General features: G+C 70.7%; 19 protein-coding genes. 14 read left to right on the top strand and 5 right to left on the bottom strand.

All coding sequences use genetic code 11. The annotated features are described in order from the left end of the window. Positions 1-4: 4 nt before the first annotated feature. Positions 5-1,378, bottom strand: coding sequence for a 3-phosphoshikimate 1-carboxyvinyltransferase (aroA, locus tag BM349_RS06425; protein WP_091705243.1), 1,374 nt, complete (start codon positions 1,376-1,378; stop codon positions 5-7). 138 nt (positions 1,379-1,516) lie between these two features. Here aroA and BM349_RS06430 point away from each other — a divergent pair, with 138 nt between their 5' ends. Next, positions 1,517-2,116: a sigma-70 family RNA polymerase sigma factor gene (locus BM349_RS06430; protein ID WP_217645666.1), complete on the top strand. Its 600-nt coding sequence runs from the start codon at positions 1,517-1,519 to the stop codon at positions 2,114-2,116. Next, on the top strand, positions 2,113-2,355 hold the full coding sequence (locus BM349_RS06435; RefSeq protein WP_091705254.1) for a zf-HC2 domain-containing protein: 243 nt from the start codon (positions 2,113-2,115) through the stop codon (positions 2,353-2,355). The genes BM349_RS06430 and BM349_RS06435 overlap by 4 nt, the downstream gene beginning before the upstream one ends. Positions 2,356-2,376: 21 nt before the next feature. Here the strand turns inward: BM349_RS06435 and BM349_RS06440 are convergent, their stop codons facing one another. Further along, entirely contained in the window at positions 2,377-3,276 is a 900-nt protein-coding gene (locus BM349_RS06440) for a diacylglycerol kinase (protein WP_091705259.1), read from the bottom strand. After that, positions 3,273-4,934, bottom strand: coding sequence for an FAD-binding oxidoreductase (locus BM349_RS06445; RefSeq protein WP_091705262.1), 1,662 nt, complete (start codon positions 4,932-4,934; stop codon positions 3,273-3,275). The genes BM349_RS06440 and BM349_RS06445 overlap by 4 nt, the downstream gene beginning before the upstream one ends. Positions 4,935-4,968: 34 nt before the next feature. Between BM349_RS06445 and BM349_RS06450 the strand changes: the two genes are divergently transcribed. The 4 genes from BM349_RS06450 to BM349_RS06465 all read left to right on the top strand — a co-directional run bounded on the left by BM349_RS06450 (position 4,969) and on the right by BM349_RS06465 (position 9,793). After that, complete coding sequence (locus tag BM349_RS06450; protein WP_091705265.1) at positions 4,969-5,547, top strand: TetR/AcrR family transcriptional regulator; 579 nt, start codon at positions 4,969-4,971, stop codon at positions 5,545-5,547. Continuing rightward, on the top strand, positions 5,544-7,079 hold the full coding sequence (locus BM349_RS06455; RefSeq protein WP_091705268.1) for a glycerol-3-phosphate dehydrogenase/oxidase: 1,536 nt from the start codon (positions 5,544-5,546) through the stop codon (positions 7,077-7,079). The genes BM349_RS06450 and BM349_RS06455 overlap by 4 nt, the downstream gene beginning before the upstream one ends. Positions 7,080-7,116: 37 nt before the next feature. Then, positions 7,117-8,421 (top strand): GNAT family N-acetyltransferase, encoded by a 1,305-nt coding sequence (locus BM349_RS06460; RefSeq protein ID WP_175525221.1) that lies wholly within the window; start codon positions 7,117-7,119, stop codon positions 8,419-8,421. 82 nt (positions 8,422-8,503) lie between these two features. Beyond that, complete coding sequence (locus tag BM349_RS06465; RefSeq protein WP_254773768.1) at positions 8,504-9,793, top strand: APC family permease; 1,290 nt, start codon at positions 8,504-8,506, stop codon at positions 9,791-9,793. Positions 9,794-9,806: 13 nt separating this feature from the next. On the opposite strand, the gene BM349_RS06470 is transcribed toward BM349_RS06465, so the two are convergent. After that, a complete protein-coding gene (locus BM349_RS06470) occupies positions 9,807-13,610 on the bottom strand; it encodes a multifunctional oxoglutarate decarboxylase/oxoglutarate dehydrogenase thiamine pyrophosphate-binding subunit/dihydrolipoyllysine-residue succinyltransferase subunit (protein ID WP_091705277.1) in 3,804 nt (1,267 codons plus the stop codon). A 177-nt stretch (positions 13,611-13,787) separates the two neighbouring features. On the opposite strand from BM349_RS06470, the gene BM349_RS06475 reads away from it, so the two are divergent. From BM349_RS06475 to BM349_RS06485, 3 genes are all read left to right on the top strand, one after another. Next, positions 13,788-15,245, top strand: a complete 1,458-nt coding sequence (locus BM349_RS06475; RefSeq protein ID WP_091705281.1) for a GMP reductase — start codon at positions 13,788-13,790, stop codon at positions 15,243-15,245. A 119-nt stretch (positions 15,246-15,364) separates the two neighbouring features. Continuing rightward, a complete protein-coding gene (locus BM349_RS06480) occupies positions 15,365-16,696 on the top strand; it encodes a hemolysin family protein (protein WP_091705285.1) in 1,332 nt (443 codons plus the stop codon). Further along, positions 16,693-17,748 carry a hemolysin family protein gene (locus tag BM349_RS06485; RefSeq protein ID WP_091705288.1) on the top strand — a complete coding sequence of 352 codons (1,056 nt, stop codon included), beginning with the start codon at positions 16,693-16,695 and terminating at the stop codon, positions 17,746-17,748. Before BM349_RS06480 ends, BM349_RS06485 begins: the two co-directional genes overlap by 4 nt. A gap of 12 nt (positions 17,749-17,760) precedes the next feature. On the opposite strand, the gene BM349_RS06490 is transcribed toward BM349_RS06485, so the two are convergent. After that, complete coding sequence (locus BM349_RS06490) at positions 17,761-18,828, bottom strand: NADH:flavin oxidoreductase/NADH oxidase (RefSeq protein ID WP_091705290.1); 1,068 nt, start codon at positions 18,826-18,828, stop codon at positions 17,761-17,763. Between the two features lie 31 nt (positions 18,829-18,859). On the opposite strand from BM349_RS06490, the gene BM349_RS06495 reads away from it, so the two are divergent. The 5 genes from BM349_RS06495 (at position 18,860) to BM349_RS06515 (ending at position 23,402) form a co-directional block, all read left to right on the top strand. Continuing rightward, positions 18,860-19,699, top strand: coding sequence for an ADP-dependent NAD(P)H-hydrate dehydratase (locus BM349_RS06495; RefSeq protein ID WP_091705293.1), 840 nt, complete (start codon positions 18,860-18,862; stop codon positions 19,697-19,699). A gap of 63 nt (positions 19,700-19,762) precedes the next feature. Further along, a complete protein-coding gene (locus BM349_RS06500; protein ID WP_254773769.1) occupies positions 19,763-20,983 on the top strand; it encodes a glycosyltransferase 87 family protein in 1,221 nt (406 codons plus the stop codon). A 13-nt stretch (positions 20,984-20,996) separates the two neighbouring features. Beyond that, the gene (locus BM349_RS06505; RefSeq protein ID WP_091705295.1) at positions 20,997-21,353 is read left to right on the top strand and encodes a thiamine-binding protein; all 357 of its coding nucleotides are present in this window, start codon (positions 20,997-20,999) and stop codon (positions 21,351-21,353) included. A 96-nt stretch (positions 21,354-21,449) separates the two neighbouring features. After that, positions 21,450-22,634 carry an MFS transporter gene (locus tag BM349_RS06510; RefSeq protein WP_175525284.1) on the top strand — a complete coding sequence of 395 codons (1,185 nt, stop codon included), beginning with the start codon at positions 21,450-21,452 and terminating at the stop codon, positions 22,632-22,634. A 9-nt stretch (positions 22,635-22,643) separates the two neighbouring features. After that, positions 22,644-23,402 (top strand): NUDIX hydrolase, encoded by a 759-nt coding sequence (locus tag BM349_RS06515; protein ID WP_091705300.1) that lies wholly within the window; start codon positions 22,644-22,646, stop codon positions 23,400-23,402.

A 23,402-nucleotide genomic window follows, 5' to 3' on the forward strand; every position in this document is an offset into this window, starting at 1 on the left:
CGAATCAGGACGCCACGTTGTGCAGGGGCTCCGAGTGCGCGTCGTCGGGGGAGCCGGCCAGCATGTCCTGCCAGAGCTGCGGGAACTCGGGCATCGTCTTGGCCGTGGTCCCGATGTCGTCGATCTCGACGCCTTCGACGGCAAGTCCGATCAGTGCGCCGGTGGTGGCCAGACGGTGGTCGTGGTGCGCTCGCCAGGTGCCGCCGTGCAGCGGGCGGGGGACGATCCGGATGCCGTCGGGCAGCTCGTGCGCTTCGCCGCCGAGCGCGCGCAGCTCGCTCACGAGCGCCGCGATCCGATCCGTCTCGTGCCCGCGGATGTGCCCGATCCCGTAGAACGTGCTCGGCGCGTCGGCGAAGGCGGCGAGTGCGACCAGTGTCGGGGTCAGCTCTCCCGCGGCCGAGAGGTCGAGGTGGATGCCGGCGATCCCGCTTCCCGCCGTGACCGTGAGCGCGCCGCCGCGTCGCACGGCGCGGGCGCCCATGAGCGAGAGGATCTCAGTGAGCATCGCCCCGGGCTGCGTTGAGTGGGCCGGCCACCCGGTCACCGAGACCGAGCCGCCGGCGATCATCGCGGCACCCAGGAACGGCGCGGCATTGGAGAGGTCGGGCTCGATCGCCACGTCCTTCGCGCGGACCGAACCGGCGGGGACGACCCATTCGCCCGGCGCGGGCCGTTCGACGTGGACGCCGCGGTGCGCGAGCGATTCGACGGTCATGTCGATGTGCGGAATGCTCGGCAGTCGTTCGCCGCGGTGGATCAGGTGCAGGCCGACGTCGAAGCGCGGCGCCGCGAGGAGCAGACCCGAGACGAACTGGCTGGAGGCGCTCGCGTCCACCACGACCTCGCCGCCGCGCACGTGACCGTGGCCGCGGACGATGAAGGGGAGCGCCCAGTGCCCGCCGTCGTCGATGTCGACGCCGACGTCGCGCAGCGCCTTGATCATGGTGCCCATCGGCCTGTGCAGGGCGCTCTCGTGCGCCGTGAGGGTGACGTCGCCGCGCGCGAAGCCCGCAAGACCCGCGACGAACCGCATCACGGTCCCCGCCTGCCCGCAGTCCACGACTGTCGACCCCTGCAGTGGCCAGACGGGCGTCACGACGAGATCGTCGCCGTACCTGCCGGCGCCCTCGCTCGCCTCGATGCCGACGCCGAGCGTGCGCAGGGCCGCGATCATCTTGGCGGAGTCGTCGGAGTGCAGCGGAGCCGTCAGCCGGCTCGGACCGTCGGCCAGCGCCGCGAGGATGAGCTCGCGATTCGTGAGGGATTTCGATCCCGGCACGGTGACGGTCGCGCGAAGCGGCCCGCCGGCGGTGGGCGCGTGCCATCGGCCGCGAACAGCCCGTGCGGGCAGATGGGAATACCGGTCGCCTGTCATCGGGTTCTACCCTACTGAACCCCCACCACCAACCAGCAGAAGTGGAGCCGGATGATCGCCATCCTGGATCGCCCGGACGCGGACGCCCTCGCCGAGGTCGACGTGTCGTGGGATCCCGCCGCCGTAGACTGGCGCGTGATGAACGACGAGGCAGAGGCCGCCACCGACGCGCGCACGCAGTTCGAGGTGCAGGCGCTCCCCTTCATGGACCAGCTCTACGCTGCGGCCATGCGCATGACGCGCAACCCCGCGGATGCCGCGGACCTGGTCCAGGAGACGTTCGTCAAGGCGTTCGCGTCCTGGGCGACCTTCACCCAGGGGACGAACCTCAAGGCGTGGCTCTACCGCATCCTCACGAACACGTACATCAACATCTATCGCAAGCGTCAGCGCGAGCCCTACCAGGGCACGATCGACGAGCTCGAGGACTGGCAGCTCGGCGGCGCCGAGTCCACCACGGCGACGAGCAGCCGATCCGCGGAGGCCGAGGCGATCGACCGGATGCCGGCGTCCGTCGTGAAGGACGCGCTGCAGGCCATCCCCGAAGACTTCCGGCTGGCGGTGTACCTCGCGGACGTGGAGGGCTTCGCCTACCAGGAGATCGCCGACATCATGAAGACACCCATCGGCACGGTCATGAGCCGTCTGCATCGTGGCAGGCGAATGCTCCGTGAGCTGCTGGCGGAATATGCGGCCGAGCGCGGAATCAGCGCGGCCGCCACAGGGAGCACCAAATGACCGATTGCGGCTGCGAGAAGGCCCGACGCGACCTCGAAGAGTACCTCCGCCACGAGGTGTGCAAGACGTCGCAGACCGACATCGCCGAGCACCTCGAGAACTGCGCGAGCTGCCAGGACGAGGCACTCGTCTCGCGCACCCTCACCGAGGTGGTCGCGCGGGCGTGCAAGGAGACGGCACCCGAAGAGCTGCGCGACCAGGTGATGGAGCGCCTGCGCGCCGTTCAGGCCACGCACTGAGCCCCAGCGGCGAGCGGGTGGTCAGGGCGTGAAGACGCTGAGGGCCGCCGGAGCGACCTCGACGGTCAGCGGAAGGGCCCCGATCGGGTCGCCGTCCGCGTAGGCCGTCACGCCGGGCGAGGCCAGCCGCACCGCCCGGACACGGTACGTCGAGACCTCGGACACCGTGGTGTGCGTGCCGCGGTAGACCCGGGGGAGCAGGCGCAGCAGACGCATGCGGCCTGCCGGGCGCATGAGGGTCACATCCAGGAGTCCGTCGGCCGGGTCGGCGTCGGGGCAGATCGGGATGCCGCCGCCGTATGTCCGGCCGTTGCCGACCGTCCCCATCACGAGGTCGCCCTCGATCCGCTCCCGTGTGCCGTCCGCCAGTTCCAGCTCGACGTCGTACGGGATGCCCTTGAGGGTGAGGAACTCGATGAGGATCGCGATGTTGTAGCGCGAGCCGCCGCGCGGCCAGCGCATCGCGTTCGCGCGGTCGTTCACGCGCGAGTCGAACCCGCTCGCCAGCACGGTTCCGAAGTACGCCGTGGATCCGTCGTCACGGACGACGCGCGCCAGGTCGATCCGGCGTGTCGCGCCCGCCGCGATGGCGTCGGCCGCCGCTTCAGCGTCGAGCTCTCGAAGACCGAGGGCGGTCGCCATGTCGTTGCCCGTGCCCGCGGGGATGATCCCGAGCGGCACGTCGGTGCCGGCGAGCTCCTGGATCGCGAGGCTCACCGTCCCATCGCCCCCGGCGACCGCGACGGCATCGGTGCCCAGCGCGATCGCTGTGCGGAGCAGTTCGCTCGATTCAGCGGCGCTGCCGCCGCTGATGATCGTGGTGCGCACGTCATGGGCGCGCAGTCGCTCGGCCGCGCGCGTGGCCGCGCCGGTGTGTGCACCGCCGCGCGCAGCGGGGTTGACCAGCAGTGTGACGTTCATTCGGCCTTCGGTGACGGGGGCGCGGATGCGGGCGGGACGAGCACTCCCGGATTCATGATGCCGCGCGGATCGACGGTGGCCTTCACGGCGCGCAGCACGGCGATGCCGAGTTCGCCGATCTCCGTCTCGAGATACGGCCGGTGATCGCGGCCGACGGCGTGATGGTGCGTGATCGTGGCACCGGCGTCGCCGATCGCCAGCGACGCGGCATCCTTCGCGCGCGCCCACTGCCCTGCGGGATCATCGGTCAGGGCGGCGACGACCGTGAAGTACAGCGACGCCCCGGCCGGATAGACGTGGGAGATGTGGCACATCACGATCGGCTTCGTGCCCTCCCCGCTCAGGCTGCGGGTCAGCGCCGCGGTCACGGCGGCCTTGAGCGCGTCGAGGTTCGCCCAGGTCGTCGCGGTCTCGAGCGTCTCGGCGAGCACGCCGATGTCGAGCAGGGTGTCCCGCAGGGCGGGGGACGCGAACCGCCCGCGCTCCCATGAGCGGGCGGGGTCCTCCCCGCGGGCCGATGCGCCGTGGCTTCGGAACAGGTCGTCCGTCTGCTCGAGCGTCGCGCTGGCATTCGCCGGGTCGCCCGCTTCGAACGTCGCGACGGCGAGGCACCCGCGTGCGCGCGTGAGGTGTCCGCCCATCAGCGCGTTCACGCGGGTCTCGCTCGCATCGCTCAGGCGGAGGACGGTGGGGCGGATGCCGCGCTGGGTGAGCTCGCGCACGGCCGCCGCTCCGCTGGGGAAGTCCGGAAAAGTCCATGCGCCGTACGCCGTCGCCGCGGGAAGGGTGCGGATGCGCACGGTGACCTCGGTGATCACGCCGAACGCACCCTCGGAGCCCAGGAACAGCTCGCGAAGGTCCGGGCCGGCGGCGCTCGCCGGCGCGCGCCCGAGTCGCAGCTCGCCCATCGGGGTGGCGATGCGCAGGGCGTGCACGAGGTCGTCGAAGCGGCCGTACCCGCGTGAGGCCTGACCGCTCGACCGGGTCGCGGCGTACCCTCCGATCGAGGCGAACTCGTAACTCTGCGGGAAGTGCCCGAGCGTGTAGCCCCTCGCGTTCAGCAGCTCTTCGGCCTGAGGTCCCGTCGTGCCGGCGCCGAAGGTGACCAGGAGCGAGGCCTCGTCCAGTCCCCACATGCCCGCCGTCCGCGTCAGGTCGAGGGCGATCACGCGGGCGTGTTCGCCGGCGGCCGGATCCACACCGCCGACTACGCTCGTGCCGCCGCCGAACGGCACGACCGCGATGCCGCGGTCGTCGCACGCGGACAGGATCGCGATCGTTTCGGCATGGGATGCCGGGAAGACGACGGCATCGGGCGCGCGCTGAAGTTCGCCCAGACGCCGCGCAAGGAGATCGGGTGTGCTCTTGCCGCCCAGGTGCAGGGCGCGTACGTCGTCGTCGCTCGTCACGGCGCCCGCGCCGACGACCGCGGCCAGCGCGTCGATGTCGTCTGCGCCGAGGCGCGCCGGCGTCAGCGTGGGGGAGGCTCGGCGTGGCACCGGATGCGGCTTGCCGGAGAGCACGGTCGACACCAGTGCCTTCGCGCCGGCCGGCAGCCGGACCGGATCGGTGCCCCATGCATCCCAGGCCGATCGCGGCCGAGGGGAGGGAACGGCGATCGACGCGTTCGGAGGATCGAGAGGCGTCGTCGCATCCATGGCGACAGTATGACACATTCTGTATGGTTGTCACATGACTGGCGTGACGGACACAGAGACCGCGATGCTCGACGCCGCGCTCGACGAGGTGCTCGCCCACGGCATCCGGCGCACGACCGCAGCCGACATCGCCCGCCGCGCCGGCGTCTCGAGACAGACCCTCTACCGGTACTGGCCCGACGTCCAGGCCCTGCTGGCGGCGCTCGTCACCCGCGAGCTGTTCGCGGTCGTGCCCCGCGGCGACGCCGCGACCTCGCTCGAAGGTTTCGCGGACGCGCTGGTGGACACCGCGGACCGCATCCGTGCATTGCCGCTCGTCGACCGGCTCCGCGAGACCGATCCCGAACTCTTCGCCCGCTACATCCTGGAACGCCTCGGCACGAGCCAGCGCGGCATCCATCGGGAGATCGCCGCCCGCGTCGCGCGCGGCCAGCACGCGGGCTTCATCCGCCCGGGCGACCCCGACCGGCTCGCCGCCATGCTCCTGCTCATCGCGCAGTCCGCGATCCAGTCGGCGCCGCTCGTGCGGGAGTGGCTGCCACCGGTCGCGTGGAAGCACGAGCTGCACGCGGCTGTCGTCGGATACCTCGCGGTTCGGGACGCCGCCCGATGACGCAGGTCGTGGTCGGCCGTCATCCGCATCCCTCGGCACTCAATGCGGCGCGCAGGTCGAGGGAACTTGTCGCGCTGGGTGATGATCCGATCGTCGACGTGCTCGTGATCGGCGGTGGCATCACGGGGGCCGGCATCGCTCTGGATGCCGCGAGCCGAGGTCTGCGGACCGTCCTGGTCGAGCGGCATGACCTTGCCCACGGGACCAGCCGGTGGAGCTCGAAGCTCGTGCACGGCGGCCTTCGGTACCTCGCGACCGGGCAGTTCGGGATCGCGCACGAGAGCGCCACCGAGCGGCACGCGCTCATGACGCGGATCGCCCCCCACCTCACCCGGCCCCTCGCCCAGGTGCTGCCGCTCTACGCGCCGGGGCATATGGCGCGCGGGGCATACGTCGGAATGGGCTTCGGCCTCGGCGACGGGCTGCGCCGGCTGGTCGGCACGCCCGATGCCGTGCTGCGCGCGCCGGGGCCGATCGGTCACGCCGAAACCCTTCGCCTCGCGCCTGCGGTGCGGCTCGACGGCCTGCGCGGCGGGATGCGCGGATGGGACGGGCAGCTCGTCGACGATGCGAGGCTCGTCGTGGCCGTTGCGCGCACGGCCGCAGGCCACGGAGCGGCGATCCTCACGCGCGTCGCGGCGGTGCGGGCCTGGGGGGACGGAGCGCTCCTGCGGGACGAGCTGACGGGCGCCGAGATCGAGGTCCGAGCGCGGGCCGTGCTCAGCGCGACCGGGGTGTGGGCGGGGGAGCTCGACGCCGGGGTGCGGCTGCGCCCGAGCCGCGGCACCCACCTGGTGGTCGAGACCGCGCGCCTGGGCGGCTCGGACGTCTCGCTCACGGTTCCGGTGCCGGGTTCGGGCAGCCGATTCGTCTTCACCGTGCCGGCTCCGCACGGGCGCACCTACATCGGGCTCACCGACGTACCGGCCGACGGACCGCTGCCGGAGGTCCCGCATGCGAGTGAGGCCGAGGTCGACATGCTGCTGGACACCGTGAACACCGTGCTGCAGGAGCCCCTGCTGCGATCCGACGTCATCGCGACCTTCGCCGGCCTGCGCCCTCTCCTCGGCACGGCGGAGGACGACACGAGCGACCTGTCGCGGCGTCACGCGATCATCGAGTCCTCCACCGGAGTGCTCAGCGTCGTCGGCGGCAAGCTCACGACGTACCGGCGCATGGCGCAGGACGGCGTGGATGCGGCAGTCGCGCGGCGGTTCGCGCCCGGCGAGGTCGCGGCTTCACGCACGCGAATCCTGCCGCTCGTCGGCGCCTGGCCGCGCGGCCGCTCAGACGAGATCGAGGCAGCGCCGCGGCTCGTGCGACGCTACGGCGCCGAGGCCCCGTTCGTGGCGCGGCTGGCTGACGGGCCGCCGGCGGCCCGCGGCGTGACGGCCCAGGAACTGCGCTGGGCTGTGCTGGTCGAGGGAGCGCTCGACGTCGACGACCTGCTGGACCGCCGCACCCGCCTCGGGCTCGTCGCCGCAGACCGCGACGCCTCCGTGGATGCGGCCGCAGCGGCGCTGGCGGACTGACCCCGCCGCGTCGTGGCCGGTCGGTAGGGTGGGGCGCATGCCCGCGCACGACTGGAAGAACGCCCCCGCCGACCGCACCTCCACCGATACCCTCTCGGCGGCCGGACTCGAGTATCGCGTGATCGACACCTCCGATGCAGAGACGTTCCACCCGTATCTTCAGGCCGAGATGCGAGGATTCCTCGCCGGCGAGCAGAGCGACGAACAGCTGGGCGGCATTCGCGACGGGCTGGCGTTCCGACGCTTCGCCGGCGTCTACGATCCAGCCGCGCTCGAGCCCACGCAGCCGGTCGGCACGGTCAACTCCTGGGTGACCGACATGACGATGCCGGGTGGCCGCGTGATCCCGATGTGGGCGATCAGCGGCGTCACGGTCGCGCCGACCCACCGCCGGAAGGGGATCGCCCGGGCGATGCTGGAGGGCGAGCTGCGCACGGCAGCGGCGGCCGGAGTCCCGATCGCGGGCCTGACGGTGTCGGAGGCGACGATCTACGGCCGCTTCGGGTTCTCGCCGGCCACCTACGCGTCGGACTGGTCGATCGAGACCAAGCGCGCGGTCTGGGTGGGACCGCGTCCCGACGGGCGGCTCGACTTCATCGATCGGGAGCGGCTTCGCGAGCAGCTCGCCGAACTGCATGGACGGATCCGCACCGCTCGGCCCGGTGAGATCGAGGCGTGGCCGGGTCTGTGGCTGCGGATGTCGGGCCTCGCCCCCGGCCAGGAGGGCGGCGGCAAGCTGCGGGCGGTGCGCTACGCGGATTCGGCCGGGACGACGCGCGGGATCGCCGTGTACCGCCTGTCGGACGAAGGGTCGGACTTCACCAAGCACGAGCTCGACCTGCACTACCTGCTGAGCGAGACGGATGATGCCTATGCGGCTCTGTGGCGCTTCGCCCTCGAGCACGATCTGGTGTCGATCGTGAAGAGCCCCCTGCGATCGGTCGACGAGCCGGTGCGCTGGATGATCGCCGACCAGCGCGGTGCGACCGTCGAGACCTCGGAGCACGGCTGGCTGCGCATCCTGGATGTCCCCACGGTGCTGACGGCCCGGACGTATGCGCGCGGTGGTTCGTTCACCCTGCGGATCACGGATGCGCTCGGCTTCGCCGCGGGCACCTGGCGGCTCACGGTGACGGAGGGCGGGCAGGCGGAGGTCTCCGCGGTCGAAGGGCCGGCGGATGCCGCCATGTCGGTGAACGCCCTGTCGTCGATGCTGCTCGGAGGGGTACGGCCGACGACCCTGCGGACGGCGGGACTCGCGGATGCCGAGGCAGATGTCGCCGCCTCGCTCGATGCCGTCTTCGCGTCGCGGGAGACCCCCTACCTGAGCCTCTGGTACTAGTCCCGACCGGTTGGCAGATGCCCGGCCACGATTGGCAGAGGGCGGTGCCGGTGCTGTCGCCGGCCCGGGGCAGACTGGACGGGTGACCGTTCCGCTCGCCGTGCCGCCGCCGGTCGTCCAGACCCACGGGACGCTCGGCCTGCCGCAAGGCGTCGCGCTCTACATCGGCGCCGTCCTCGGAACGGGGCTCCTGGTGCTGCCAGGCATCGCCGCCGAGGTCGCGGGTCCCGCGAGCATCGTCGCGGTCATCGCGGTCATCGTCCTGTCCATCCCTCTGGCCGGAACGTTCGCCGCGCTCGCCGCGCGGTTCCCCGATCCCGGCGGGGTCGCGAGCTATGCGCGCCGCGCTCTCGGCCCCACGGCCGCCCGGATGGCCGGGTATTGGTTCATGTTCGGCGTCTGCGCCGGGGGTCCGGTCGTCGCGGTGCTGGGTGCCGAGTACGTCGCAGCCGTGGTCGGCGCCGATCGTTCGGTGGTGCCCGTGCTGGCCGTGGTGTTCTTCATCCCACCGTTCGTGGTCAACGCGTTCGGGGTGCGGGTCGCCGGATGGCTGCAGCTCGTGTTCACGGCGCTGCTGCTGGTCGTCGTGATCACGGTGGTCGCGCTCGCCGCGCCGTCGGTGCAGCCCCAGAATTTCCAGCCGTTCCTGCCGCACGGATGGAGCGGCGTCGGCACCGCGATCAGCCTGTTCGTCTGGGCCTTCGCCGGGTGGGAGGTGGGCACGCACGTCTCCGGAGAGTTCCGCAACCCCCGCCGCGTCATCCCGGTCGCCACGGCGATCGCGCTCGTCGTGACGGGAGCCTGCTACCTCGTGCTGCAGATCGTGACCGTCGGCGCCCTCGGCGGCGCGGCCGGGGAGGGCGTGGTGCCTCTGCTGACGCTCGCGGGACTGGGCTCACCGGGGTTCGGCTCGATCGCGGTCGGCGTGATCGCGGCGATCGTCGCGCTCGGCGTGCTGAACGTGTACCTGGCGGCATTCGCGAAGCTGGGCGCTTCACTCGCGGCGAACGGCGATCTGCCTCGGTGGTTCGCTCCGGGCGCGGAGTCGGGCGGCATCCCGCGTCGAGCACTCGGCCTGGTCGCCGTCGTGGTGGCGGTGTACTTCGGTCTCATGCTCTGGTCGGGGCTGGAGCTGACGCCGTTCATCCTCGTGCACACCAGCAGCATGGTCGCCATCTACGTCATCGGCATGATCGCCGCCGTCCGTCTGCTCGCGCGCTGGACACCGGGCTGGTGGATGGCGTGCATCGCCGTGGTGCTCTGCGCGGGAATGCTCGTCCTCGCTGTCCGCTCGCTCCTGCCGGCGCTGGTCCTGGCGGTCGCCGCGGTCATCGTCACGATCGCGCAGCGACGACGGGCGCGCCTGGCCTGAGACGGCGATCCTGCTACAGCGTCAGGGCCTTCTTGAGGATGGCAGCCTGCTCGAGTGCGTGCACCTTCGGCGACCCGGTGGCCGTGGAGGCGGCCGAGGCGCGCGAGATGCGGCGGATCGTGCGGCCGTGCAGGTGCTTGACGACCTCGAGCGCGATGAACGGCCATGCACCCTGGTTCTCGGGCTCGTCCTGCACCCAGAACAGCTCGGCGTTCGGATAGCTGTCCAGCACCCGGTTGAGTTCCTCGATGGGCGCCGGATAGCACTGCTCGAGGCGCACGAGGGCGATCTCCGGGTTCGGATTCTTCTCGAGCTCGGCCTTCAGGTCCCAGTGGATCTTTCCCGCGTGCAGCAGGACGCGCTTGACGGCGGTCCGGTCGAGGGAGCGGTCGTCGTCCAGGACCGGCTCGAACCTGCCGGAGAGGAAGTCCTCGACCGGGCTCGTCGCGCCGCGCAGGCGCAGCATGGCCTTCGGCGTGAAGACGATGAGCGGCCGGCGCGGGCGGGCGTATGCCTGGCGGCGGAGCAGATGGAAATAGGACGCCGGGGTCGAGGGGCGTGCGACCGTCATGTTGTCCTGGGCGCACATCTGCAGGTAGCGCTCGATGCGAGCTGACGAGTGATCCGGCCCCTGACCCTCGTAGCCGTGGGGGAGCAGCAGCACGACGCTCGAGAGCTGACCCCACTTCTGCTCGGCGGAGGAGATGAACTCGTCGAGCACGGACTGGGCGCCGTTGGTGAAGTCGCCGAACTGCGCCTCCCACAGGACGAGGGCGTCTGCGCGTTCCACCGAGTAGCCGTACTCGAATGCCAGCGCGGCGTACTCGCTGAGCAGGGAGTCGTAGACCCAGAACTTCCCCTGCTTCGAACCGAGGTTGGTGAGCGGGATCCACTCCTGCCCGTTCGCGCGATCGTGCAGCACCGAGTGACGCTGCACGAACGTGCCGCGCCGCGAGTCCTGACCGGCGAGCCGCACCGGCGTGCCCTCGAGCAGCAGGGAGCCGAATGCCAGCAGCTCGGCGAAGGCCCAGTCGATCGACCCGTTGCGGCTCATGTCGAGGCGCTTCTCGAGCAGCTGCTGCAGTTTGGCGTGGACGGTGAAGCCCTCGGGCTTGTTGACGAACGCATCGCCGATCGTCTGCACGATCTCGCGGGAGACCCCGGTCGTGTCCGGCGAGCCGACAGCGGGTTCGACCACCGCATCCGTGACGACGGGCGACGTGCCCGTCTCTGCGGCATGCGTCTCGGCGAACGCGATCTCCAGTCCGTTCTGGAAGTCGCGCTTGGCCTGGTCGTACTCCTCCTCGGTGATGTCACCGCGACCGACGAGCGCCTCGACGTACAGGCGGCGCACGGAGCGCTTCGCCTCGATGAGGTTCGTCATGAGCGGCTGCGTCATCGAGGGATCGTCTCCCTCGTTGTGGCCGCGTCGGCGGTAGCACACGAGGTCGATGACCACGTCGCGGTGCCAGCGCTGCCGGTAGGCGAACGCGAGCTGGGAGACCCGGACGACGGCCTCGGGGTCGTCGCCGTTCACGTGGAAGATCGGCGCCTGGATCGTCTTAGCGACATCCGTCGCGTACACCGAGGAACGTGCATCCTGCGGGACGGTCGTGAAGCCGACCTGGTTGTTGACGACCACGTGGATCGTTCCGCCGGTGCGGTAGCCGCGCAGCTGCGACATCTGCAGGGTCTCGACGACGACCCCCTGTCCGGCGAACGCTGCGTCGCCGTGCACGAGGATGGGCAGCCACGAGAAGGTGCCGATCGGCTTGCGATCCTGCTTGGCGCGGACGATGCCCTCGAGCACGCCGTCGACGGTCTCGAGGTGCGACGGGTTGGCGGCCAGATAGACCGGCAGCTCCTCGCCTCGATCGTCGACGAAGGTGCCCTCGGTGCCGAGGTGGTATTTCACGTCGCCCGAGCCGCTCTTGCTGCCGATGGCGACGGAACCCTCGAACTCGCGGAACACCTGGCCGTACGTCTTGCCGGCGATGTTGGTCAGCACGTTCAGGCGTCCGCGGTGGGCCATGCCGATGGCGGTGCCGTCGAGGCCGGCCTCCGCGGCGCCCTGCAGGATCTCATCGAGCAGCGGGATGAGCGACTCGCCGCCCTCGAGGCTGAAGCGCTTCTGGCCGACGTACTTCGTCTGCAGGAACGTCTCGAACGCCTCGGCCTCGTTGAGCTTGCTGAGGATGCGCAGCTGCTCGTCGTGACCAGGCTTCTGGTACTTCATCTCGACGTTCTCCTGGAACCAGAGGCGCTGCGCCGGGTCCTGGATGTGCATGTACTCGATGCCGATCGTGCGGCAGTACGAGTCGCGAAGGACGCCGAGGATCTCGCGCAGCTTCATCTGGCGACGGCCGCCGAAGCCGCCCGTCACGAATTCGCGGTCGAGGTCCCAGAACGTGAGGCCGTGCTGCTCGATCTCCAGATCGGGGTGCGTGCGCTGCACGTATTCCAGCGGGTCGATGTCGGCCATCAGGTGCCCGCGGACACGGAACGAGTTGATGAGCTCCTGCACGCGGGCGGTCTTGTCCACGCGCTCGGCGAGGTCGACGTTGATGTCGTTGCCCCAGTGGATGGGGGCGTACGGGATGCGCAGCGCGGCGAAGATGTCCTCGTAGAAGTTGCGCTGCCCGATCAGCAGCTCGTGCACCTTCTTGAGGAACTCCCCCGACCCCGCACCCTGGATCACGCGGTGGTCGTACGTGCTCGTGAGCGTGATCGTCTTGCCGATCGCGAGCTCGTTGAGCGTCTTCTCACTCGCACCCTGGAACTCGGCCGGGTATTCGAGGGCCCCGGCGCCGATGATGGCACCCTGCCCCTTCATGAGGCGCGGCACGGAGTGCACAGTGCCGATGCCGCCCGGATTCGTGAGCGAGATCGTCGTGCCCTGGAAATCGGCAGCAGTGAGCTTGTTTCCACGCGCCCGTGTGATCAGGTCCTCGTAGGAAACCAGGTATTCGCTGAACGTCAGGGTGTCCGCGCGCTTGAGGCTCGGCACGAGCAGTGCGCGGGTGCCGTCCGGTCGGGGCAGGTCGATCGCGATGCCGAGGTTGACGTGCGCGGGCGCGACGACCGACGGCTTGCCGTCGATCTCGGCGTAGAACACGTTCTGGCTCGGGAACTCCTTCAGCGCCCGGATCAGCGCCCACCCGATCAGGTGGGTGAAGCTGATCTTGCCGCCGCGCGTGCGCGACATGTGGTTGTTGATGACGATGCGGTTGTCGATCATCAGCTTCGCCGGAATGGTGCGGACGCTCGTGGCGGTCGGAACGGTGAGCGACTCGTCCATGTTCACGGCGAGCGCCTTGGTCATGCCCTTCAGGACGGTGACCTTGTCGTCTTCGGGGTTCTCGGCGCTGGAGGACGGCGCGACCGCAGGAGCCTGCGCCGGAATCGGCTGGGCTGCGGCCGGACGAGCCGTGGTCCGCGCGATGGGCTGCGTGCCGATCACGGGGATGGGCGCGGTGACCGGGTGCGCGTCCGGCGCCTGCGCGGTCGGCTTCGCGGCCTCGGTGGTCGATTCGGTCGGAGCGGGCGCTGACGGCTCCGGGGTCGTCGCGGGGGCCGGAGCCGGCGCGGCCGGCTTCGCGGCATCGGCGGCCGAAGTCGTGTCCGACGCGGGCGGCGTCTCGGTGTCAGTGGCCGCCTCGGTGTCGACGGGCTGGTATGCCTCGAGGATCGGCCACCAGGCCTTGTCGACCGAGTTCTTATCGACTTTGTACTGCTCGTAGAGTTCGTCGACGAGCCATTCGTTGGCTCCGAACTCTCCTTCGCTCGACACCCCGACGCCCGTGACCTGGCTCGACACGCTCGATCGCCTGCTTTCGTGAGGACTGTTGGAGCGTGCAGGGCGAGATCCAACGGCCCCCACGCACGACTGATAAGCCTAACCCAGTCTGGCGTCCGGTTCCCCGGGACCGGAAGGGCGGGGCGAACACAATTGCGCATCGTTATCCGTACCGCAAGAGTCACTAACCTTTCGGGTATGGAGTTCTACGGAGAGCAGCCCGAGGTCGATCTGACGTATTCCGACGTCTTCCTCGTGCCCCGGCACTCGTCGATCACCAGCCGGCTCGACGTCGACCTCTCGCCCGGAGACGGCACGAACGCGACGATTCCGCTCGTCTCGGCGAACATGAACTCCGTCACCGGCGCGCGCCTCGCGGCGACGATCGCCCGGCGCGGCGGGCTCGGTGTGCTCCCGCAGGACATGCCGCTGCAGGAGTTGGATGCCGCGATCCGCTGGGTGAAGGATCAACCGGTCCGCTGGGACACGCCGCTCGTGCTTCCCCCGCAGGCGACGGTGGCGGATGCCGCGCGGCTGCTGCCCGCCACCGAGGGCCACGGCATCGTCGTGGCCGATGCCGCGGCCGGGCACCTGAACATCGACGCCGTCCTCGGCGTCGTGCCGGCGACGCGACTCGGCACGGCGCTTCCCGATGCGCGTCTGGGCGATCTGGCGCGCGGGCGGACGGCATCCATCGACGCCGACGACGTCGAGGATGCCCGCCACGCGTTCGACCTCATCGTCGGCGCCGGTGCCGAGACGGTGTGCGTCCTGCATCACGGCTTCGTCGTCGGCACCCTGTCGCGCCGCAGCGCCCTGCGATCGACGCTCTACCGCCCGGCGGTCGACGCGTCGGGTCGCCTCAACGTCGCAGCCGCGGTCGGCATCAACGGCGACGTCGCCTCGAAGGCGCGTGCCCTCGCCGCCGCCGGCGTCGACGTCTTGGTCGTGGACACCGCCCACGGGCACCAGGAGGGGATGCTGCAGGCCCTGCGCACCGTTTCGGAGCTCGGGCTCGGCATCCCGATCGCGGCGGGCAACATCGTCACCGCGGAGGGGGTCAACGATCTGGTCAGGTCGGGGGCGGACATCCTGAAGGTCGGCGTCGGACCGGGGGCGATGTGCACGACCCGCATGATGACGGCGGTCGGCCGGCCGCAGTTCTCCGCCGTTCTGGAGACCGCGGAGGCCGCGCGGATGATGGGCGCGCACGTGTGGGCGGACGGGGGAGTGCGCTACCCGCGGGACGTCGCGCTCGCGCTCGCCGCGGGTGCGGCATCCGTCATGATCGGCTCGTGGTTCGCCGGGACGATCGAGGCGCCCGGCGAGCTGCAGGTCGACGGGGCCGGCAGAGCGTACAAGGAGTCCTGGGGGATGGCATCCACGAAGGCCGTGCACGACCGGTTCGGGCGGCTCGACCCGTACGAGCTCGCGCGCAAGGAGCTCTTCGCCGAGGGGATCTCGTCTTCCAAGATCTACCTTGACCCGCTGCGTCCCGGTCTCGAAGACCTGATCGACATGATCACCTCGGGCGTGCGCTCCTCCTTCACGTACGCCGGCGCGTCCTCGATCGCCGAGTTCCACGACCGCGCCCGGGTGGGTCTGCAGTCCGCAGCGGGGTACGAAGAGGGCAAGGCGCTGCCGGTCAGCTGGTAGTCCCGGCCGCAACCCGGCGGGATGCCAGCCCGTAGACTTGTCGCCACAATGGACGACCCTCCCAGTTGCAGACCCTCGCCCCATCGACCCGCACCCGCCATGGCGGGGGGTGATGCGTGATGGAGTTCATCATGCTGGGCGTGGGGCTTCTGCTCACGGTCGGAACCGGCCTGTTCGTTGCGAGCGAGTTCGCGCTCGTCAACCTCGATCGAGCTGATCTCGAGGCGCGCCGCGACGCCGGCGAATCGCGCCTGTCGCTGACGATCAACGCGCTGCGGATCACATCCACGCACCTCTCCAGTGCGCAGCTCGGCATCACCCTCACGACCCTGCTCACGGGTTACGCGATGGAGCCGGCGATCTCGAACCTCCTCCGGCCGGTGTTCACCGCGTGGGGATGGCCGGAGAGCATCGTCTCGCCGCTCGCCGCCTTCATCGGCATCACGGTCGCGACGATCCTGTCGATGATCCTCGGCGAGCTGATCCCGAAGAACTTCGCGCTGGCGATCCCACGTCAGACCGCGAAGTTCGTCATGCCCTTCCAGGTCGCCTTCACCACTGTCTTCCGGCCGGCGATCTTCGTGCTCAACGGCAGCGCGAACGGCGTGCTGCGCCTGATCGGCGTCGAGCCCAAGGAGGAGCTCTCAGGTGCGCGCACGGCTGAGGAGCTCTCCAGCCTCGTGCGCCGATCGGCGCTCGCCGGCGTCCTCGAGGAGGACACCGCCTCGCTCCTGGATCGCAGCCTCACGTTCGCCCGCCTGAGCGCGGCCGACGTGATGACCCCGCGCCCCAGCATCCACGCCCTCGCCGTGGACGACTCCGCGGACGACGTGATCCAGCTCGCCCGGCGCACCGGCCACAGCCGCTTCCCCGTGTACGACGATTCGATGGATGACATCGTCGGGATCGTCCATCTCAAGGCCGCGGTGGGGGTGCCGCGCGAGCGACGCGCGGACGTTCCCGCGGCGGCGCTGGCCACCGAACCGCTGCGGGTGCCCGAGGCCGTCCACCTCGACACGCTCGTGGCGGAACTGCGCGCCCGCGGCTACCAGATGGCCATCGTGGTCGACGAGTACGGCGGCACCGCCGGTGTGGTGACCCTTGAGGATCTCGTCGAGGAGATCGTCGGCGAAGTGCTCGACGAGCACGACCGCCGACGTGCGGGCATCGTCCGCGGCGAGGACTCGCTCACGTTCCCCGGCGACCTCCGCCCCGACGAGGTGCTCGACCGCACCGGCATCCGCATCCCCGAGGGCGACGTGTACGACACGGTCGGCGGCTACATCATGAGCGTCCTCGAGCGGATCCCCGTCGTCGGCGACACCCTCGAGATCGAGGACGGCACGCTGGACGTGCAGCGCATGGACGGCCGTCGCGTCGACCGGGTCCGGTTCACGCCCCCGCCGATGCCCGACGAGCCCGACACGACCGAGGGCGGTGGGCGATCGTGAGCGACTGGGCGGGAATCGCATGGCTCATCGTGCTGCTCGCATTCAACGCGTTCTTCGTCGGCGCCGAGTTCGCCGTCATCTCCGCGCGACGCTCGCAGATCGAGCCGCTCGCCGAGCGCGGCTCGCGGGCGGCCAAGACCGCGCTCTACGCGATGGAGCACGCGACGCTCATGCTGGCGACCAGTCAGCTGGGCATCACGATCTGCTCGCTGCTCATCCTGAACGTCTCCGAGCCGGCGATCCACCATCTGCTGGCGGAACCGCTCGCACTGACCGGTCTCGCCGAGGGCACGGTGGATGTCATCGCATTCCTGGTGGCGCTCGTGCTCGTCTCGTACCTCCACGTCGTGTTCGGCGAGATGGTGCCGAAGAACCTCGCGTTCTCCGTGCCCGATCGCGCCGTGCTCATGCTCGCGACCCCGCTCGTGTGGGTCTCGCGCCTGTTCCACCCGGTGATCGTCGCGTTGAACTGGATCGCCAACCACGCGGTGCGACTCTTCGGCGTCGAACCGAAGGATGAGGCCGCATCGACGTTCACGCTCGAAGAGGTCACGACGATCGTGAACCAGTCGCGCATCGAGGGGGTCCTCGACGACGCGGCGGGGACGCTCTCCGCCGCGCTCGAGTTCACCGACAAGCAGGCGAAGGACATCGCGGTGCCGCTGACGCAGCTCGTGACGCTTCCGGAGTCCGTCACGCCCGACGAGATCGAGCGTTCGGTCGCAAGGCACGGCTTCTCCCGCTACGTGATCGTGGATGCCGAGGGGATCCCGCTCGGCTACGTGCACCTCAAGGACATCCTCCGCGCGGCTGAGGGCCCCGACGCCTCGACGGACGTGGTCCGGCCGATCCCGCGCAAGCGCATCCACCAGATGGTGCCCGTACTCGAAGACACCGACCTCGAGGACGCGCTCGCGCTGATGCGACGGGCAGGCCGCCATCTCGCGCAGGTGCGCGACGAGAACGGCGACACCACCGCGGTCCTGTTCCTCGAGGACATCATCGAGGAGCTCATCGGCGAGGTGCGGGACGCCACCCGACGTCGCGCCTGAGCCGCTCCGGGCTCAGGCGGGGCGCGCGCGGAGGTACTGCTTAGGCCAGTAGTCGATCTCGACCCCGAGCTCGGATGCCGCACGCAGCGCGAAGTGCGGATCGCGCAGCCATTCGCGGCCCGCCATGACGGCGTCGGCCTGGCCCTCCGCGATCAGCCGCTCGGCCTGGACGGCGCCGGTGATGAGACCGACCGCGCTGACCGGTACGCCCGCGCCCTGGCGGACGGCCGAGGCGAAGCCGACCTGATATCCGGGGCCGGGGACGATGCTCTGGTGCGCCACGAGCCCGCCGCTGGAGATGTCGAACAGGTCGGCGCCGTGCTCGGAGGCCCACCCGGCGACGGTCGTGGTCTCCTCGATGCTCCACCCGCCCGGGGCCCAGTCGGATGCCGAGAACCGCACGAACAGCACGACGTCGGGGGCCGCATCCCGCACCGCATCGACGATCCGCAGCAGCAGGCGGGCGCGATTCTCGAGCGGACCGCCGTACTCGTCTTCGCGCTGATTGGACAGCGGAGAGAGGAACTGGTGCAGCAGGTAGCCGTGGGCCGCGTGGATCTCGATGACCTGGAACCCGGCGTCGACCGCGCGACGCGCTGCGGCGGCGAAGTCGCGGACTGTCGCGTCGATGCCCGCGATGTCCAGCGCGACCGGCTCGGCGAATCCGTCGAAGGCCATCGCGGAGGGGGCGAGCGTCGGCCATCCGCCCTCGTCGATCCCGACGGAGCCGCGGCGGCCGGAGAACGGCGACCACGTGGACGCCTTGCGTCCGGCGTGAGCGAGCTGGACACCGGCCAGCGCGCCGCGAGCCCGGATCGCGGCGGCGATCGGCGCCCACGCGTCGCGCTGTGCGTCGGTCCACAGGCCCGTGTCCTCCGGCGAGATCCGCGCGGCGGGTGACACCGCCGTCGCTTCGGCCATCACGACCCCGGCGCCGCCGGACGCGAACTGGGCGAGGTGGGTGTGATGCCACTCCTGCGGCACGCCGTCGGTCGCGCTGTACTGGCACATCGGCGCGACCCAGAGGCGGTTGCGTGCGGTCAGCCCGCGCAGGGTGACGGGGGAGAACAGGGTGCTCATCGATTGCTCCAGCGCGGGTAGGGTGTCGGGCATGGTCGGCTCGTGGACGGTGCAGGATGCGGCGCGCGTCCTGCGGAGGCCAACCGCCGCCGACGACAAGTATTCCCGCGGCGTGCTCGGCGTGCGCACCGGATCGGACGCCTACCCGGGTGCGGCAGTGCTCGGAGTGGAGGCGGCCTGGCGGACCGGACTGGGGATGGTGCGGTACCTCGGACCCTCGGTACCGACCTCCCTGGTGCTGCAGAGATGCCCCGAGACCGTCACCGTCGACGGGCGGGTTCAGGCGTGGCTGATCGGATCGGGGACTGATGCCTCCGCCCGGACGGACGCCGACACCGACGCCCTGCGCACTGTGCTCTCCTCGCCCGAACCGGTCGTGGTCGACGCGGGCGCACTCGATCTCGCGCCGGATGCGAGTGCTCCGATCATCGTGACCCCCCACGCCCGCGAGCACGCCCGGCTCCGGTCGATCCTCGGCCTCGCCGAGGTCGCCCCGGGGGCGGATGCCGAACGAGCGGCATCCGCCGTCGAAACTGCCGCCGCGCTCGGCGGCACGGTCGTGCTCAAGGGATCGGTCACGATCGTCGCAGCTGCGAACGGCTGGGTCACGAGCGTGTCGGCGGGGACGCCATGGCTGGCGACCGCCGGGACGGGCGATGTGCTCGCGGGTGCGATCGGGGCAGTCGTCGCGGGCGCCGGAGCGGGCGCCGCGGGCGACCTCGGCCGGCTCGCGGCCGCAGGCGTCTGGCTGCACGGCCGCGCGGGCGCCCTCGCGGCGGCGGAGTTCGGCCCCGCGGGCGGCCCGCTCACGGCGAGCGATGTGGCGGCCGCCCTGCCGCGGGCGGTGGCGGAGGCGCTCGCGACGCGCTGACCGCTGTCGTCGGCGCAGCACCCCCGCGCGGGCCACACGTCGCCGGCCACCTAGAATCGACGAGTGTCGAGGCGGGCGGTGCTGTGGATCGCTTTCGCGATCGTCCACGTCGCCGTCGCCGTCCTCGGCTTCGTGCTGCCGAACCAGCCGATGGGCGACGTCCACAACGTCTACGACCCGTGGTCGACCGCGGCGATCTCGGGCCATGGCATCGTCGGGATCACCGAGACGTGGGTGTACCCGCAGCTGGCGCTCGTGCCGATGGTGCTCGCGCAGGGGCTGGCCTGGATCGCAGGGTACGAGGTCGCATGGGCGATCCTGGTCACGCTGATCGACGCGCTCGCGTTCGCGGTCCTCATCGGAACGGCGCGGTCCGCCGGCCGCAGGACCGCGGCCTGGTACTGGCTCGCGTTCATCGCGCTCCTCGGACCGGTCGGCATGTACCGGCTCGACGGCATCACCGTGCCGCTCGCGCTCGCAGGCTGTCTGTGGCTGGTGGGTCGTCCGTGGCTGGGCTCGATCCTGCTGGCGGTCGCCACGTGGATCAAGGTGTGGCCGGCAGCCCTCCTGGCGGCGGCCGTGATCGCGGTGCGGCGGAGGTTCGCCGTCATCGGCGGCGCGCTCGCGGTCTCCGTCGCGACGCTCGCGGTGGTGTTCGCCGCGGGCGGCGGAGCCCACGCCTTCGGCTTCATCACCGACCAGGCCGATCGCGGGCTCCAGCTGGAGGCCCCAGTCAGCGCGTGGTACCTCTGGCGCGCCGTGTTCGGCATCCCGGGGTCGTACATCTACTACGACAACGACCTTCTGACCTTCCAGGTCGCCGGGCCTGCCGTGGACGTCGTGATCTCGGTCATGACGCCGCTGCTGGTGATCGCCGTCGCCGGCATCGCCGGCCTCGGGGCATACCGCGCCTGGCACGGCGCGAGCTTCGTGAGGCTCTTCCCGCCGCTCGGACTCGCCCTCGTGCTCGCCTTCATCCTCTTCAACAAGGTCGGCTCCCCGCAGTACATGACCTGGATCATCGCGCCCCTCGTCGTCGGCCTCGTGGTCGACCGTCACCGGTGGTGGGGGCCAGCGTCACTGGGACTGGCGATCGCCCTGCTCACCCAGATCGTCTACCCGCTCGTGTACTGGCAGCTGCTGGATGCCGAGCTGCTGCCGGCCATCCTGCTGACGCTTCGCAATCTCCTCATCGGCGTGCTTCTGGTCTGGGCCGTCGTGCGAGTCGGCAGCGTCCCGCGTCGCACGCCCACCCTCCTTCGCACCGCAGCCATCCACCCCTGATCCGGAGGTCGTCATGCTCATCGCCTTCTCCGTCGCACCCAGCGGCGCGCCGCGCGATCCCGTACCGTCATCGCCGGGATCCGCCGACGCCTCGGTGCACGATGCGGTGGCCGCGGCGGTGCGGGTCGTCCGCGATTCGGGTCTGCCGCATCGCACCACCTCGATGTTCACCGAGCTCGAGGGGGAGTGGGACGAGGTGTTCGACGTCGTCAAGCGGGCGACCGAAGCGGTCCTGCCGTTCGGTTCGCGCGTCTCGCTCGTGCTGAAGGCCGACATCCGGCCCGGATGGACGGGCGAGCTCGACGGCAAGGTGGAGCGTCTCGAACGCGCGCTCGGCACTGCGCCGATCGGTGATTCCGACGCGGTCTAACCCACGGAACCACAAGCTTCGAATCGATTCGACAGGATGCCGCATCCCGGCTAGCATGACGGGGTGACCTCCTCGAATCCCACGAGGGGTGCGGCGATGTGGGCGCTCCTCTCCCTCGCCATCGGCAGCTTCGGCATCGGCATGACAGAGTTCGTCGTCATGGGGCTGCTGCCGAACATCGCGGCCGACGTGCTCCCTGCGCCGTGGGCCGTGGACCAGGGCGCCGCGATCGCGCAGACCGGCTGGCTCATCACCCTGTACGCGCTCGGCGTCGTCGTCGGCGCGCCGCTGATCGCCGGGTCGGTCGCGAAGTACCCGCGCCACCGGGTGATGATCGCCCTCGCGCTGGCGCTCACGCTCTTCAACGGACTGACCGTGATCCTGCCGACGTTCGAACTCGTCGCGGCGTCCCGCTTCCTGGCGGGCCTTCCGCACGGCGCGTACTTCGGGATCGGCGCGCTCGTGGCTGCCGACGTCCTCGGTCCGGGCAATCGCGCCAAGGGCGTCGCCTTCGTGCTGACCGGTCTGACCCTGGCCAACGTCGTCGGGGTACCGCTCGGCACGTTCCTCGGTCAGCAGGTGGGCTGGCGTGCGGCGTTCATGGTCGTCACGGCGATCTTCGCGACCGCGACGGTGTGCATCGCGTTCTTCGTGCCGCCGCACCCCGGCGAACCCGGCCGCACGCTGAGGGCCGAGCTCGGGGTGTTCCGCATCGGGCAGGTGTGGCTCGCGCTCGGGATCGGGGCGATCGGCTTCGGCGGGTTCTTCGCGGTCTACAGCTACGTCGCGCCGCTGGTCACCGACGTCGCGGGCTCGCCCGCGTGGGTCGTGCCGATCGTACTGGTGCTGATGGGGATCGGGATGACGATCGGCAACCTCGTCGGCGGCCACCTCGCGGACGTCAACCTCGGGCGCACCCTCGTCGGCGGTCTCGGCGCGCTCGCGGCCGTCCTCGTGCTGCTCGCCCTGACCGCGCAGTGGATCTTCGCCCTGGGCTTCTTCGTGCTCGCGACCGGCTTCGTCTCGTCGATGCTGAGCCCGACGATCCAGACTCGGCTCATGGACGTCGCCGAGGACAACCAGTCGATCGCCGCCGCCCTCAACCACTCAGCCCTGAACGTCGGCAACGCGCTCGGCGCGTTCCTCGGCGGTGTCGCCATCGCATTCGGACTCGGATTCGTCGGCTCCGTGTGGGTCGGCGTGGGTCTGACCCTCGTCGGAATCGCGATCGCGCTCGTCAGCCTTCGCCTGGATCGGTCGAGGGCGCTGATCCCCGCCTAGAGTGGTGGCGTGCCAGAGCCATCACCCGGCGACCGCGCTCTGCGGGCGCTCGCCGATGCCGTGGGGGAGTCCCGGCCACGTCGTGCGGGAGACGCAACGGATCCCGACGTGCCCGTGGCCGCGACCGTCGTGATCCTGCGCGACACCGGCGGTGGGCCGGAAGTCCTGATGATCGAGCGTCCGGATCGGGGATCGTTCGCCGGCGCCTGGGTCTTCCCCGGAGGCAAGCTCGAGCCCGCCGACGGCGACCCCCTCGATGAGTTCGGCGCAGCGCGTCGTGCTGCCGCGCGGGAGACGTGGGAGGAGACCGGTCTGCGCTTGGATGCCGCCTCCCTCGCTCCGCTCTCCTGCTGGGATCCGCCGCCTGGGCTCGCGCTCCGGATCCGCACATGGTTCTTCCTCGCCACGGATCCGGGCGGGGCGCAGACGCTCGCCCCCGACGAGGTCATCGCCGCCCGGTGGGTCCGTCCGGCCGTGATGCTCGAACGACACGCGCGTGGCGAGGTCACGCTCTACCCGCCGACGTGGGTGACGCTGCACGAGCTCGCCCCGCAGTCCGACGCGGCCGCGATGCTGGCGGATGCCCGCGTCGGCGGCGTCCGCCGCTACGAGAGCGTGGCGCGCCGAGGAGCCGCCGGACCCATGCTGCTGTGGCAGGGCGACGCCGAGTACGAAGAGACCGACGATCGATCCGGCCGGCTGGATCCGGCATCCCGCCATCGCCTCGAAATGGCGGCCCTGCCCTGGGTGTACACCCGAACCGGCTGA

The sequence above is a fragment of the Microbacterium sp. cf046 genome (assembly GCF_900114345.1).
Lineage (GTDB): Bacteria > Actinomycetota > Actinomycetes > Actinomycetales > Microbacteriaceae > Microbacterium.